At 57.6% G+C, this 15,717-nt stretch carries 7 protein-coding genes; 4 read left to right on the plus strand and 3 right to left on the minus strand.

The genetic code is table 11. The annotated features are described in order from the left end of the window. Positions 1-39 precede the first annotated feature (39 nt). The 3 genes from sulP to OR573_11820 all read right to left on the minus strand — a co-directional run bounded on the left by sulP (position 40) and on the right by OR573_11820 (position 4,307). The gene (gene sulP / locus OR573_11810) at positions 40-1,887 is read right to left on the minus strand and encodes a sulfate permease (GenBank protein ID XGA79181.1); all 1,848 of its coding nucleotides are present in this window, start codon (positions 1,885-1,887) and stop codon (positions 40-42) included. Between the two features lie 114 nt (positions 1,888-2,001). Continuing rightward, the gene (locus OR573_11815; protein ID XGA79182.1) at positions 2,002-2,868 is read right to left on the minus strand and encodes an MBL fold metallo-hydrolase; all 867 of its coding nucleotides are present in this window, start codon (positions 2,866-2,868) and stop codon (positions 2,002-2,004) included. Between the two features lie 419 nt (positions 2,869-3,287). After that, the gene (locus OR573_11820; protein XGA79183.1) at positions 3,288-4,307 is read right to left on the minus strand and encodes an OmpA family protein; all 1,020 of its coding nucleotides are present in this window, start codon (positions 4,305-4,307) and stop codon (positions 3,288-3,290) included. Positions 4,308-4,486: 179 nt separating this feature from the next. On the opposite strand from OR573_11820, the gene OR573_11825 reads away from it, so the two are divergent. Genes OR573_11825 through OR573_11840 form a run of 4 tightly spaced genes read left to right on the plus strand, consistent with a single transcriptional unit; the run spans position 4,487 to position 15,707 of the window. Next, a complete protein-coding gene (locus tag OR573_11825; GenBank protein ID XGA79184.1) occupies positions 4,487-5,287 on the plus strand; it encodes an SDR family NAD(P)-dependent oxidoreductase in 801 nt (266 codons plus the stop codon). Beyond that, complete coding sequence (locus OR573_11830; protein XGA79185.1) at positions 5,284-6,900, plus strand: LTA synthase family protein; 1,617 nt, start codon at positions 5,284-5,286, stop codon at positions 6,898-6,900. The genes OR573_11825 and OR573_11830 overlap by 4 nt, the downstream gene beginning before the upstream one ends. A 39-nt stretch (positions 6,901-6,939) precedes the next feature. Continuing rightward, complete coding sequence (locus OR573_11835) at positions 6,940-14,373, plus strand: SDR family NAD(P)-dependent oxidoreductase (protein XGA79186.1); 7,434 nt, start codon at positions 6,940-6,942, stop codon at positions 14,371-14,373. Continuing rightward, on the plus strand, positions 14,370-15,707 hold the full coding sequence (locus tag OR573_11840; GenBank protein ID XGA79187.1) for an aminotransferase class I/II-fold pyridoxal phosphate-dependent enzyme: 1,338 nt from the start codon (positions 14,370-14,372) through the stop codon (positions 15,705-15,707). Before OR573_11835 ends, OR573_11840 begins: the two co-directional genes overlap by 4 nt. Positions 15,708-15,717 lie beyond the last annotated feature (10 nt).

Consider the following 15,717-nt stretch of genomic DNA (forward strand, 5'->3'; position numbering starts at 1 on the left):
GACTTGATATCACTCCGGGTAGCCAGTACACCCTGGCCCCTAAAGCGAGCGTGTGTGTACCGGTTCTGCTGTCACGCCCTTCACCGTCAATCCCGGAGATTTGGGCGGATTACTTTCAAAAGAAAGCGGCAAAGATGTCGCCTGCGGGCAGATTGCCTGTTCAGGGTAAAGTGCATTTGAGGGCTGAGTGAGGGCTACCCAGGCGCTGTAGGTGCTTAAAAATACAAAGCCAGTCAATTCCTTACAGAAAGCCGTCGTCTGCAGACGATCCATCACCGGCCCCTTGACCTCCGCCAGATGCAGAGATACACCCGCATCCTGCAAACGATGGTTGATGGTCTCAAGGCTTTCCAGTGCCGAGGCATCAATCACATTGACCGCCTGACAGGCCAGCACCACGTGCTTGACGTCAGGCTGGCGGGTGACCACTTCCATCACGGTATCTTCAAGATAGCGCGCATTGGCGAAATAGAGGCTTTCATCGACGCGCAGAATACATAGAAAAGGCACGGTCTCGACGCTATGGCGCTCCACGTTCCGGAAATGCTCGCTGCCCGGCACCCGGCCAATCACCGCACTATGCGGGCGGCTGGTACGATAAAGGTGTAGCGCCAGCGATAACCCGACACCAGCAAGAATGCCGCTTTCCACCCCGTTACCCAGAGTTACGACGATAGTGGCGAACATGGCCGCAAAATCGCTGCGCGAATAGCGCCAGGTACGCACAATAATGGGCAGATCCACCAGGCTGAGCACGGCAATGATGATGGTCGCGGCCAGGGTTGCTACCGGCAGGTAGGCAATCAGAGGTGTGAGCAGCACCGCCGCCACGCCAATCCCGACGGCCGTGAAAGCCCCGGCTGCAGGCGTCTGGGCGCCCGCATCAAAATTCACCACCGAACGGGAAAAGCCGCCGGTCACCGGCATGCCTCCGGAAAACGCTGCTGCCAGGTTAGCGCTACCCAGGCCGATCAACTCCTGGTTGGGGTCGATACGCTGGCGGCGCTTGGCGGCCAGCGTCTGGCCCACCGATACTGACTCAACAAAGCCGACAATGCTGATCAAAAGCGCCGCCATCAGCAACTCCTGCCACAGGCCAACTTCAAACCCCGGCAGGCTGATCGGTGGCAAGCCAGCCGGAATCGAGCCGACAACCGCCACTCCCTGCTGATCCAACTGAAAGCCCCAGGTCACTAGCGTAGTGACAGCAACCGCAACAATTGGCGCCGCCTTGGTCAGCAGGTCTGCCACCATGGCAGGCGCGCCGAAATTGAGTAAAATCCCCTTCAACCAGCGCCGGGTGGAGTACAGGAAAACCAGGGTGCCTAAGCCAATCAGAAACGTCGCCAGATGAATATTGCCAACTTCGCGACCCAGCCCGATCAATAGTTCAATCATGTTATGGCCGCTTGCCTCAACGCCCAACAGGTGACGCAACTGGCCAGCGGCAATGATCAGACCCGAGGCAGTAATAAAACCGGAAATGACCGGATGGCTCAGAAAATTGGCTAGAAACCCCAGACGTGCCAACCCCATCAGAGTCAGGATCAAGCCGGACAGCAATGCCAGCACCAGGGCAGCGCCCACGTACTCAGCGCTCCCCGGCGTGGCAATATTGCCTAGGGCAGCCGCCGTCATCAGTGAGACCACGGCAACCGGGCCCACCGCCAGCGTTCGGCTGGTACCAAAGACGGCATAGGCCACCAGTGGCAGCACACTGGCATACAGCCCGACTTCCGCAGGCAAGCCCGCCAACATGGCATAAGCCAACGACTGGGGGATCAGCATGATGGTAACGATCACCGCAGCCAACAAGTCGCGCGTCAGCGTGTCCCGCTTATAATGCGGTAGCCATTGCAGGATGGGTAGATAGCGTTTCACGTTCACTCTATCTCCTTATCAGGGCTTGAGAAACCAACACATAAAACGCTCAACCGCGTTACCTTTTGATAAAAACCTATGATAAAAACCTATGGCGAAAGCCTGTTATCTGGTTAACGCTTAAAACTTGTTGATAGGAACTTTCAGATACACTTGGCCGTTATCCTCGGCCGGCGGCATATCGCCTCCGCGCATGTTGACCTGGACTGAAGGGATAATCAGCTTGGGCATGGCCAGGGTGGCATCACGCTCGGTGCGCATACGCACAAACTCTTCCTCGCTCACCCCGTCGTGTACATGAATATTGGCAGCGCGCTGTTCGGCAACCGTGGTTTCATGCTGATACACATCACGCTGCGGTGCCTTATAGTCGTGGCACATAAACAAGCGGGTGTCAGACGGCAGAGCCAGGACTTTCTGAATGGACTGATAAAGCGCTCGCGCGTCCCCACCGGGGAAATCACAGCGTGCGGTGCCAAAATCCGGCATGAAGAGGGTATCGCCGACAAAGGCAGCATCACCGATCACATAGGTCAGACAGGCCGGAGTATGCCCAGGCGTGTGCAGCACGCGGCCCTCAAGCCCACCAATGGTGAAGGTATCGCCGTCCTTGAACAGCGCATCAAACTGGCTGCCATCCCGGGCGAACTCGGTGCCCGCATTAAATGCCTTGCCAAACACGTCCTGAACAATGGTGATATTGGCACCAATCCCGGTCTTGCCACCCAGGCACTCATGCAGGTACGGCGCCGCTGAAAGATGGTCGGCATGAACGTGGGTTTCCAGAATCCACTCAACGTCCAGGCCGTTCTCACGCACATAGGCGATGATCTCATCGGCTGAACGCACATCCGTACGGCCTGCGGCGTAGTCGAAATCCAGCACTGAATCCAGAATTGCACAGGCTTTACTGCCTGGGTCTTGAACCACATAGCTGAACGTATTGGTAGGCTCATCAAAAAAGTGCGTTACCAGCGGGGAAGTCATTGGCGTCTCCATAAGAAACCGAACCCTGGGTGTCATGCCACCAAGAAAGTAAACATTGTCTTTAAGGGCTGTTCGTAAAAACCGTTCTTAAAGACCATCGACCTTAAAAACCATTAGTATGCTGACAGGATAACGCAAAATACGTTATATATTTATATTTTTTTGAAATATAAAACCCAATGATTAAAACATTGGTAACTGGGTGCGAGGTGAAGAGCGGAGAGTGCGACGTGAGGATAGCTACATTTGTTTACAAAAAAAGTGATACAAAGCCTTGGCAACAGTTCATAAATAGCTATACTCGAATTGTACCCATTGGCGATCTTGTACACCCCTCCCCCTTAGCCAATGGGCTGCAGTGAGCCAAGCCCTTTGATGCCCGCCTCCCCCCGGCGGGCTTTTTTTTATTCTGGCTTTTTTTATTCTACATTGATCAAAACTTCTACACGGCGGTTTCTAGCGCGCCCTTCCTCAGATTCATTGTCCGCTAGCGGCTGGGTAGCAGCGCGTCCTACTGCCCTTAGGCGGCTCGGTTCCACCCCGGCTTCAATCAAGGCCTCAACAATGGCAATCGCCCGTGCACTGGACAAAGCCCAGTTGGAAGGGAATTCCGGCGTATTGATCGGACGGCTGTCGGAATGCCCCTCAACGGAGACTTCCCCCTGATAGCGCTGGATTGTCGATACCAGCGAATCAACCAGCCCGCTGCCGTCCTCGGTCAATTCAGCCGCTGAACTGGGGAACAACAGCTGATCCTGAACGCGCAGATTAATACCTTCTGCCACCCGGGAAACCTCTACTCCATTCAGGTCAGGCAGATAGGCAGACTCTTCCACCCGCTGGGAAAGCACCTGTTCCAGCGCCACCGCCGACGCCACCGCATCATCGTTAATTTCTTCAACATTCACCGGCGGCCGGTCGGTCAGCACCACCATGAACTCCGCCAATGGCTGCTGCAGATCAAACCCGGAGGGCAGCATCAAGCGTGGCAAGATAAAAGGCTGCGTCTCATCAACGAAAACGTCCTCTGACTGAACCACCGACGGTTTAGCCAACAAAGGCGGAACACTGCTGAGCGGCGCAGGCCGTGGCGGCAAGCCTGCCACGCCCAGTGCTGCACTCACCGCCACTGGGTTCAAAACACCAGGGTCAACGTAGCGGGATTCATGCCCCTTTCGCCATTCACGCAGCTCTGCCAGAGGCTCGGGCAAGGGCACTTCAAAATATGGCGTGGGTGGCTCTACCGGTTCCGGCTGACGCGATTTTACCAGCCAGCCGGGGTTTGCTGCTTCAGCCGCTACGATTACAATCACAAATAGCGCTACCAGCAGGGTCATAATATCGATGTAACTAACCATCCAGGCACTATCACTGTCATCCTCACCTTGCACCTTGAGCAGTGAGTCATGACGCGGGCCACCACGGTGATCTTCAAGCATCCGGTTTATTACTCATTCAAGAAAAGCGCCTCATAGCCGATGGGTGACAAGCATGACACACTGGCTGTCACACTGAGACACCATTAGAAGTTCTTCATGCATTGAGCCTACAAGCCATGACCTCTTTACATGACTTCTTTAATCGCCGATTTTTTGTTTCACCCAAGAGATGACACCCATTGGATAATGCCGTTCACTCACAGGCGCAAACCGTCCTGATTACCGGAGCAACAGGGGCGATTGGCAGCGCGCTGGCCATGGCCTATGCGCAACCTGGCGCCCAGCTGATTCTCCATGGCCGCCGCCATGGCGTGCTGGCAAACCTTGCTGAACGCTGCAGAGAAAAAGGCGCTCATGTCGAGACAAGCGGCGTCGATTTGACCGATGATAAGGCACTGGCCGAATGGTTAGTTCAAATCAGCACCGATAGCCTGCCGGATATCGCCATCTTCAATGCCGGGCAGAATGCCCACCCTATCAGCACTGGCTACCTGGAACCGCAGGATAGCGTGACGGCCCTGATTGACATCAACCTCAAAGTACCCATGGCCATGGCTCAGCATCTGGTGCCTGCCATGCGTGCGCGGGGTAGCGGGCAACTGGCTTTTATCAGCTCACTCGCGGGTTGGCATGGGCTCCCCAGCACACCCGCCTACAGCGCCACAAAAGCCGGCATCAAGGCCTATGGAGAAGCCTTGCGCGGCTTGCTGGCACCGGTGGGCATTGGTGTCAGCGTGATCTTGCCTGGCTATGTTACCTCCCCCATGTGCGACGCCATGCCTGGGCCAAAACCGTTCGAGATGCCTGCACACAAGGCGGCTGCCCTGATCCAGCGCGGTATTGCTGGCAACAAGGCGCGCATCAGCTTTCCTTTCCCACTTAATTTTGGCACCTGGTGGCTGGCGGTGCTTCCTGCCGCCATTTCGCAGCGAATTATCCGCTTGCTCGGATTTGGTCGTATTAAAAGAGAGGCCAAATGATTGAAGCTTTGTCTGTTGTAAGCCTTCCTCTTCTTCTGGGAGGATTGGGCACCCTGCTGATCGAATATCTGCTGCGTCCTCGGCCATTGTCTCCCTGGCGGCGTGGTACTGCGCCGGGTTTGATTCATCTGGGCAGCTGGCTACTGCTTTTCGGTCTATTTACCCTGATCCTGCAGCGCCCCTGGTTTGCGGTCGTCTTTATTTTATCGCTTCAGTTGGTCGTTGTGCAGTCCAGCAATACCAAGTCGCGGACACTCAACGAACCTTTTATCTGTCACGACTTTGAATACTTCTGGGATGCCATCAAGCACCCAAGGCTCTATGTACCCTTTTTCGGCATTGGCCTTGCCATCGCCGCCAGCAGTGCAGGCGCGCTGGCCATCGGCGCCTTCCTGTTCTGGGAGCCATCGTTAATGACTCAGACGGGAGTAACACATTTCATCACTCTCACCCTGAGCATTGCAATCACAGGTGCCTTGATACTGGCAGGTACCTTGCGAGCGCTGCCGCCGCCCAGCCTGGCGCCTCAGCAGGATATGCACCAACTGGGGCTGTTTGCCAGCCTCTGGGCCTATGGCATCGCCCTGTTTAGCGCCCCCTCAACACCGCCGCCCTCACCCTTCACTCAGCGCCTGAACCGCCAAGGTCAGGCAACTGATTCCCAGCTACCTAACGTCGTGATGGTACAGAGCGAGTCATTTATGGACCCCCGCGGCTGGTGCGCTGAGATTAGCCCGCAGTTGTTACCCCACTTTGATGTCACCTGTCGGGAGGCCTTGCAACTCGGCCAACTAAAAGTCCCCGCCTGGGGCGCCAACACGGTGAGAACCGAAGCGGCGGTGTTGACCGGCATTGCACCTGAAGCCTGGGGAGCCTGTCAGTTCAACCCTTATCGTCGCCTGGCCCGTCAGTCGGTTGCCAATCTGGTTCAGACATTTCAGCAGGCAGGCTACCGGTGTATCTGTGTGCATCCTTATCCTGCCAGCTTCTATCTGCGCGACCAGGTAATGCCTAAGATGGGGTTTGATCAATTCCTCGATATCGACGCTTTTGAGGGGGCTGAAAAGGCAGGACAGTACATCGGCGATGCCGCTGTGGCGAGAAAGGTTGGACGACTGCTCAAAGATGACGATAATAGGCCACTGTTTATTTTCACGATCACTATGGAAAATCACGGCCCGCTACATCTCGAATCACCGTCCCGTTCAACGCTGGGAGAGACATTACCCGAAGCACCATGGCCATTATCTGAACATCAGCGCGACCTGGCGGTTTATCTTAATCATCTGCGCCAGGCTGATGACATGCTGGGCAGGGTCAAACGGCACCTGCAATCATCGACACGCTCTGGTGTACTGTGCTGGTATGGCGACCATGTTCCCATACTCCCTGACGCTTACAGGGTTTATGGTGCCCCTGATGGCACGACCCCTTATGTGATATGGTCGACTCAAAACACCCTGGACAGCGAGTCACACCACTCGCCACCAGCAGTGTCTTCTTCACTTTTCAAGGAAGGTTCCCAGGAACGTCCTGAACTGAAGACAGCGCTACCGGCCGAAGAACTGGGCATCCAGCTGTTTAAACAGGTGTTCGAACGCGGTATAAAGTAGAGATGCGAGCAAGGCGATACCAGAACATCAGGAGTAAGAATGACTAAACGCGTTGCCATTATCGGTGCCGCCCATCGTTTCCCTGGCACGACCCCTGAAACGTTCTGGCAAGATCTGCAAGCAGAAAAGGACTTTGTGACCCAGGTTGCCCCCGACCGTTGGGGCCAGGAAGCATTCTGGCACCCCAACAAGCGCAACCCAGGTACCAGCGTCAGTTTTGCAGCAGGCAGCTTGGGCGATATCAGTGGTTTCGACCCCGAATTCTTTGGCATTTCACCCCGTGAAGCGGCCAATATGGATCCTCAGCAACGCATGTTGCTGGAGCTTACCTGGGAAGCCATGGAAGATGCGGGAATCAAGCCTGGCAGCCTGCGCGGCAGCCAATGTGGCGTGTTTCTCGGCGTTGCCAGCCTGGATTACTCCTATCGAATGGCCGATGACATGGCAGCCATCGATGCCTCAACCGCGACGGGCAATACCTCAAGCATTGCTTCCAATCGGGTTTCCTACGTATTTGACCTGCATGGGCCAAGCATGTCGCTGGATACGGCCTGCTCATCGTCCATGGTGGCCTTTCACCAGGCCTGTCAGGCGATTCGCAGCGGTGAAACCAATATGGCACTCGCAGGCGGCATAAGCCTGCACCTGCACCCCTATGGCTTTATCATTTTCTCCAAAGCCAGCATGCTTTCTCCAACCGGGCGCTGCCAGGTGTTTGATGAAGCGGGCAATGGCTATGTGCGCTCGGAAGGCGCCGGTCTGTTCATGCTCAAGGACTACGACGATGCCGTGGCCGATGGCGATCAGATTCTGGCCGTTGTGGCAGGCTCAGCCGTCAATACTGATGGCCACAAGTCCGGCCTGACAGTCCCCAACCCCAGTGCCCAGATTGACCTGATGCGCCGCGCTTACCAGCAGGCAGGTATCACACCGGACGAAATCGATTATCTGGAAGCCCACGGCACCGGCACCGCTGTGGGAGACCCGATAGAAAGCCGCGCCATTGGCGAGGCCCTTGGCATGCATCGCCAAACACCGCTGCCGATTGGTTCCATCAAAAGCAATCTGGGTCACCTTGAAACCGCCTCTGGAGTGGCAGGCCTTGCCAAGGCGCTTTACAGCCTCAAGCACCGTGAGGTGCCCGCCACTATTGGCATTCGCAAACTTAATCCCAAGATCAAGTTTGACGAATGGAACATTAGCGTTGTCACCCGGGCCCATGCGCTGAAAAAACACGGCCGTCTGGTGATTGGTGTCAACTCCTTCGGCTTTGGGGGCGCCAACGCCCACGTTATTCTGGAAAGCCCGCCTGAACGCGCTCCGCGCTCGGCTCCTGCACCGCAACCCTCAGCACAGAGCCCTTATCCTATACGCATCAGCGGGCGTAGCGACGGCGCATTGACAGACAACATTGCGCGTCTGATTGCCCAGCTGCGCGATGGCAGTTCAGATGCTTTCTACGATATTGCCCATACGCTCTATCGGCATCGAGAGCATCACACCAAGGGTGCTTTGGTATTTGCTCATAGCGCCGAGCAGGCGGCTGATGCTCTGGCATGCTTTATTGAGGCTAGTGACAATGAGTCGGCCTCCGCGCCCCTGCCATCAGTCACTGCTTTTGACAGGCTCAGTGATGCGCAAGGCCCAGTGTTTGTCTACGACGGTAACGGTTGCCAGTGGGAAACCATGGGGCGTGACCTGCTCGACAACGACGCGATTTTTGCTGCGGCGATTGATCAGGTAGACCAGCTTTTCAAGCCATTAGGTGGTTTTTCTCTCGCGGATGAATTGCGCGGCAATAACGGTGCAGAGCGTTTAGAGCGCACTGAAATTGCCCAGCCAGCCCTCTTTGCTCTACAGGTCGCGTTAACTCAGTGGCTCGCCGCTCACGGCGTGCAGCCGGTGGCGGTGTTTGGCCACAGCGTTGGCGAGGTGGCAGCAGCCTGGGCGTCAGGCGCGCTGTCGCTTGCGGATGCCGTCAAGGTGATTCACTACCGCAGCCACTTCCAGGGCCAGACGCGCGGCCAGGGTGAAATGACCGCCGTTGCCCTTGGCGCCGGAGAGATTCAACCCTGGCTTGAGCAGCCCGCCTATGATGATGTCCATCTGGCGGGTATCAATAGCCCTAACGGTGTGACGCTGGCAGGTAACCCCGCTCAGCTGGCGTTAATGGAAGCCGCCCTGGCTGAACAGAGCATCTTTGCCAAGCGCCTGCCGCTGGACTACGCCTTCCATAGCCCTGCCATGGATGCGATTGCGCCAGGCGTCATTGATGCCCTGGCTTCCATTACCCCAGGCCCGACCCGGATTGCGTATATCTCCACCGTGACCGGTCAGCCATTGGAAGGCACTGCACTGGACGCCACCTACTGGTGGAAAAATATCCGCGAACCGGTGCGTTTCCATGCCGCCGCCGCCGATCTGATCGCACAAGGTTTCAATGTCTTTGTTGAAATAGGCGCTCACCCGATTCTGCGCCGTTACCTGACGGAAACCCTGCGCGAGCAGGACATCAACGGCATTGTGCTCAGCAGTGTAGAGCGCGCCAAGTCGGGCCCTGATTGCATGGCAACCGCCTTGGGCAACTTGCTACTCAGCGGTGTCGATGTTGATGAGCAGGCCTTTTTCCCGGTAGAGGGCCAGCGGGTATCATTGCCGCGTTACGCCTGGCAGCGCCAGTCGCTCTGGGTCACGCCGAGTAGCGATAGCCAAGGGCTGCTTGACCGCTACTACCAGCATCCATTACTTGGCTACCCACTGGCTCAGCAGGAGCGTACCTGGGAAAGCCAGTTGGATATTCAGCGCCAGCCCTGGCTGGCGGGCCATGTGGTCGGCGAAGGAGCGGTGTTCCCCGGTGCAGGCTTTGTCGAACTGGCGTTGGCCACCGCGCTGCAGCGTCAGGATGCGCCGGTGGTAGATATCGAAGAGCTGGAAATTCGCGCGCCTTTATTGCTGGACACACCCCATGGCCGCTTGATGCGCCTGCATATGGGTGAGCACGATGGGCGCATGGAAATACGCTCCCGGGAGCCTGCCGTCGGTCAGGAATGGCAATTGAACGGCGTGGCCCGCATGCTGCAGGAAACCTGTGGCTCACTGCTTGAACGCCCAGCGCCAAGTCGCCCGAAGCGAACACCGGACTACACGCTTGAGCACCACCTGGCCATGGCAGAACGCCTTGGCCTGCATTACAGCGGTGCGTTCCAGGCCATAGCTCACGGCTGGATCGAGGGTAACCGTGTGATTGGCGAGATCATTGCCAACGATGCACTACTCTCCTCTCAGCAAGGTCTGCACTTGCATCCCGGCATTCTCGACAGCGCTTTCCAGATGTTTATCCCGCTTCTGGCGCATCAGGCGGATGCCACTCCCCTGGCGTTCGTGCCTGTGCGCGTCGGGCGCATTCAGCTGGATACCCAGGCCGGCATGCCCGCACTGGCTCATGCGGTCATGGGCAAACGCTCGCCACACTCCTTTACCGCCGATTTCGAGCTGTTTGATGCCCAGGGCAAGGCCGTCGCCATCCTGTCAGAAGTGCGTTTCAAGGCCATTCGTCTGAACCGCTCCCAGGATCATGGATTAAGCTATCTCGATATCCAGCTGACACCGGCCCCCCTGGAAAGCAGCGGCTTTGCCACCCCGGATGACGCCATGGCCCGCCTGGGCAATCTGGTCAGCGCCTACGGAACGCAAACCGGCGAGCGCTATGCCAATGAAGTCGCCCCATTACTTGACCGCCTGAGCGAAGCGTTCAGCGAGGCACAACCGGACGAAGAGCAGCCGACACCACAGGCCATCTGGCAGTTGCTGGTGCAGGATTACCCTGATTACTTTGCGCCGATCCACCTGGTGGGCCGTCTGGGTTTACACCGTCAGGCGTTGCACTCAGGTGCCACCGATATTGATTCCCTCGGCATCAATGACGAACAGCTCAGCCGCCTTAACCGGGTACTGGTGGGCGAAAGCGGCTGGCAAAGTATCGCCCAGCAACTGACTGACCTGCTCGACATCCTGCTGGCCAGCCAGCCTGCAGGGCAGCGCCTGTGCCTTTTGGAAGCTGGCTGCTGTGTCCCCGCCCTTGGCGAGCGGTTGCTTGAACATTTGGGCCATTCAATGCAAGGCTCCATGCTGGAGGATGTCTTCCATCAGCGCATTCTGCCCATCACTGAGGCAGGTATGCATCAGGCAGAGCAGTTGCAGGAAGCCTATCCGCTACTGGATATTCATCCTCTCGATGCGGCCATGCCCTGCTTGAAGGATGGTGAAAAAGCCCAACTGGCGCTGGTCAGCCTGGATGTCACTCATCCCGAACGTACCTTCCAGTTGCTTGAAACGCTGCCTGCGCTGCTGGCACCCGGCGCACAGGTACTGTTGTTGGGTATTCACCCCAGCCGTTGGCTGGATGACCTCCTCGCCACCCCAGGCATTGATCGTCAGGTGCTGGAACCGGCCATGCTCAGCCAATGGCTGACGGATACCGGCTGGCTTGCCACACCAGCCACTGCACTTGAAGGCAATGACAACGGCGCCTACCTGATTCACGCGACCGCCTTGAGCAGTGGCCAAGCCAACCAGACGGCTGTGCCAGGTCGTCGTCACCTGCTGATCACGGATCACCCGGATGACCCACTGGCCCAAGGGCTGGCAGCTCTGCTTGAACGGCGCAATGAAGCAGTTTTACTGATCGATACCCAGGATTCACCGGCCAGCCTGCTGAGTGAGGCACTTGAACAGCCAGTACTGGCCGAACACGCCGAGCTGGCTCTGAATGTGGTTGATCTGCGTGGCATGCATGGCATCAACGCTCAATACCAGACAACCGTCGACACTCAGACACAGCGCTGTAACCTCGCCAGACAATGGACTTTGGCCCTGGAGGCTGCCCGCATTGAGGCCACCCTCTGGCTGATCACGCAAAGCGTAGGCGCGCTATGGCAGCCTGATTCAGTCACCCAAGCGACTGACCATGCCGTCGCTGCTGACGCCGCCCTTTGGGGGTTTGGGCGCTCCCTGGCCAACGAGGCAGTCGAACATGACGTTCACCTGGTTGACCTGCCTTACGAGCCCAACACGGTTGCCTTGGCCTGCTGGGCCGCCTCACTGAGCAGCCCGGACGCTGAGAGCGAACTGGTGATTACGCCGCAAGGCCAGCGCTTTGCCACGCGCCTGCGCACCCTGCCAGCGCCTAACCCCGATGCTACCGGGCAGGCAGCGGAGAACGCTGATGATTTAACCCATCAGGCCATGACCCTTGGGTTTGCCATGCCGGGCCAGCTTCGCCAGCTGCAGTGGCGCCCTCGCGCCCTGCCTGCTCTGGGCGCCGATGACGTGGAAATCAAGGTCAAGGCGACCGGGCTTAACTTCCGTGATGTGATGTATACCCTGGGTCTGCTGTCTGATGAAGCTATTGAAAACGGCTTTGCGGGCCCGACACTGGGGCTGGAGTTTGCCGGTGAAGTAGTCGCGGTGGGTGATGCCATCTCCCATCTGGCGCCCGGCGATGCCGTGGTGGGCTTTGGCCCGGCCAGCTTCAGTGATCGTCTGATTGCCAGCCAACATGCGGTTGCTCCCTTGCCGGAAGGCATCAGCTACGCCGCTGCCGCGACGATTCCGACCACCTTCTTTACCGTCTACTACGCACTCAAACACCTGGCCCGCCTGGAGCCTGGGGAAAAAGTACTGATTCACGGAGCTGCAGGCGGCGTGGGTATTGCCGCTTTGCAGATTGCCCAATGGCTGGGTGCCGAGATCTACGCCACCGTCGGCTCTCAGGAGAAGCGCGATTTCCTGCGTCTGATGGGCATTGAAAACCTCTACGACTCCCGTTCGCTGACCTTTGCCGAACAAATCCTTCAGGATACCGGCGGTGAAGGGGTCGACGTGGTGCTCAACTCCCTGGCCGGTGAGGCCATCAACCAGAACCTGCGCGCGCTACGCCCCTTCGGGCGTTTCCTCGAGCTGGGCAAGCGCGATTTCTACGAGAACACTCACATCGGCCTGCGGCCCTTCCGCAACAACCTCAGCTACTTCGGGATTGATTCCGACCAGCTGATGAAGGTACAACCCGCCCTGACCCAACGCCTGTTTGGCGAGATGATGGCGCTGTTTAACGATGGCACCTTAAGCCCGCTGCCGTTTACCGCCTTCAATCATAGCCAGATCATTGATGCCTTCCGCTATATGCAGCAGGCACGCCAGATCGGCAAGGTGGTGGTCACCTACGAACAGCCGATTGCTGCCCAGACCAAACAGCCTCTGGGTAGCGGGGAGCTGTCCTTGTCCAGCGAGGCCAGCTATCTGGTCACCGGCGGGCTGGGCGGCTTCGGGCTGAAAACCGCCCAATGGCTGGTAGGTAAAGGTGCTAGGTCTCTGGTACTGGTCAGCCGCAGCGGCCCCACCAGCGAGGAAGCGCAAACAGCGATAGCCAAGTTTGAGGCCCAGGGTGTCACTGTGCTGGCTGCAGCCTGCGATATTACCGATCGTCAGGCACTGGCAGAAGTGCTGGCCGATGCCAGTCAGGTATTGCCACCCCTGCGCGGTATCGTGCATGCCGCTACTGTGATTGACGACAGCCTGATCCGTAACCTGGACGCTGAACGCATTCAAAAGGTGCTGGCGCCCAAGATCGACGGGGCGCGCCACCTTGATGCCCTGACCCGCGACTGCCCGCTGGATTTCTTCGTGGTCTATTCGTCAGCCACGACCCTGTTCGGTAACCCCGGCCAGGCTAACTATGTGGCCGCCAACCACTGGCTGGAAGCCTTTGCGGCGACCCGCAGGCAGCAAGGCCATCCGGCGACCTGTGTCCGCTGGGGAGCGATTGAGGATGTTGGCTTCCTGGCCCGCAATACCCGGACTCGAGATGCGCTGCAGGAGCGCCTGGGCGGCTCTGCTCTACGCTCCGACGATGCCCTGAAGGTGCTGGAACAGATGCTGCTGTCACCCCTGGCAACGCCCAGCCTGGGCGTGCTGGAGCTTGACTGGAATGCCTTGGCACGCTTCCTCCCCACAGCCAACACACCGCGCTTCAAGGAAATTGCCCGCACCAGCGATGATGATGGGCAGTCAGACAGCGACAGTAGTGATATTCTTGCGCTGCTCGAAACGCTCTCGCCAGACGAGTTGCATACCGCTGTTGTCGATCTGCTGCGCGCTGAATTGGCCAGCATTCTGCTGATCGAGGAAGACAAGATCGACCCTCAGCGCTCTGTCTACGAAATGGGTTTTGATTCATTGATGGGCGTTGAGTTGATGACGGCCATCGAAAACCGTCTTGGCATTGCCATCTCCGTCATGGTATTGAGTGAAGCCTCTACCTTGGACAAACTCGCTGCCGTGCTGATTCATAAATTGCAGCAAAATGACGAAGATGTTGAAGAAGCCCCGCAGGATGCGTTAGCCTCTCTCGCCGCTCGTCATGGAGCGGAGGGCCTGGAAGCCGATCGAACCACTGCCACCCGAGAAATAACATGACCGCGAAGCGCTCAGAACTAAAACGGCAATTGCTTGAACAGGCTCGACAACGGCCCACTCCTCGCACCGCAGGCAATGTGGGATTGGGGCTGGCCGGGCAATCGTCGCGGCCTGCATCGCGCAAGGTGCCTGAGCGCTACACCCGCTTTGATGCCCACCCTGGCTATCAGCAGATTGCACTGATGCGCCAGGGCGCCGAACAGCTGGGTCTCAAGGACCCTTTCTTCAAGGTTCATGACGGCACGGCAGGTGCCACCAGCGTGATTGACGGGCGCACCTGCATCAACTTTGCCAGCTATAACTATCTTGGCTATTCCGGCGACCCAAGAGTCAATCTTGCCTCAACCGAGGCCGTACAGCGTTATGGCACCTCGGTATCCGCCAGCCGGGTGGTATCCGGTGAGCGCCCGATTCATCAGCAGCTTGAGCAGGCCATCGCTAAGGCCTATCAGGTCGATGATGCTGTGGTATTCGTCAGTGGTCACGCCACCAATGTCTCAACCCTGGGTTACCTGCTAGGGCCAAAGGATCTGGTCATTCACGATGAATATATCCATAACAGCTCACTGGTAGGCGCTCAGCTATCGGGCGCCAAGCGGATGTCTTTTAGCCATAACGACCTAGCGTCATTGGATGCCTTGCTGGAACGTCATCGCCACCAGTTCGAACGCACCCTGATCGTCGTCGAAGGCCTCTACAGCATGGACGGCGACATTCCTGACCTGCCCGCCCTGATCGCATTGAAAAACCGCCATCAGGCGTGGCTGATGGTTGACGAAGCCCATTCATTTGGTGTGCTGGGAGAAACCGGTCTCGGTTTGCGTGAGCACTTCAATATCGATTCTGGCGATGTGGATATCTGGATGGGCACCATGAGCAAGACGCTCTCGGGTTGCGGTGGCTATATCGCCGGCAGCGTGCCTTTGGTCGAGACATTGCGTTATTTCGCCCCTGGCTTCCTGTATAGCGTTGGCATGCCCGCTCAAGTAGCGGCACCCTCGCTCAAAGTGCTGGAACTGATGCCCGAGGAACCCGAACGGGTCGATAAACTGCAGACTATTTCACGCTATTTTCTCGAACAGGCCAATGCCCGCGGCATGGATACCGGCCACAGCATTGGTGCGGCCGTGGTACCAGTGATTGTGGGCAGTTCGCCGCTAGCCGCCCATCTCTCCCATGCATTGTTCGAGCAAGGCATGAATGTTCAGCCCATTCTGCACCCGGCAGTGCCTGAAAAAAGCGCTCGCTTACGCTTTTTCATCTCCTGCGAGCATACCCAAGCCCAGGTTGACCAGACCCTGGATGCTTTGGCAGATTTATTAAGTAACGCTTGAAACCACAAGG

The organism is Halomonas sp. CH40, assembly GCA_041875495.1.
GTDB lineage: Bacteria > Pseudomonadota > Gammaproteobacteria > Pseudomonadales > Halomonadaceae > Vreelandella.

Excerpts from the sequence above, each read along its gene's own strand:
- OR573_11815 (XGA79182.1), bottom strand. The coding sequence starts at position 2,868 with ATGACTTCCCCGCTGGTAACGCACTTTTTTGATGAGCCTACCAATACG.
- OR573_11820 (XGA79183.1), bottom strand. The coding sequence starts at position 4,307 with ATGCTTGAAGATCACCGTGGTGGCCCGCGTCATGACTCACTGCTCAAG.
- OR573_11830 (XGA79185.1), top strand. The coding sequence starts at position 5,284 with ATGATTGAAGCTTTGTCTGTTGTAAGCCTTCCTCTTCTTCTGGGAGGA.
- OR573_11835 (XGA79186.1), top strand. The coding sequence starts at position 6,940 with ATGACTAAACGCGTTGCCATTATCGGTGCCGCCCATCGTTTCCCTGGC.
- OR573_11840 (XGA79187.1), top strand. The coding sequence starts at position 14,370 with ATGACCGCGAAGCGCTCAGAACTAAAACGGCAATTGCTTGAACAGGCT.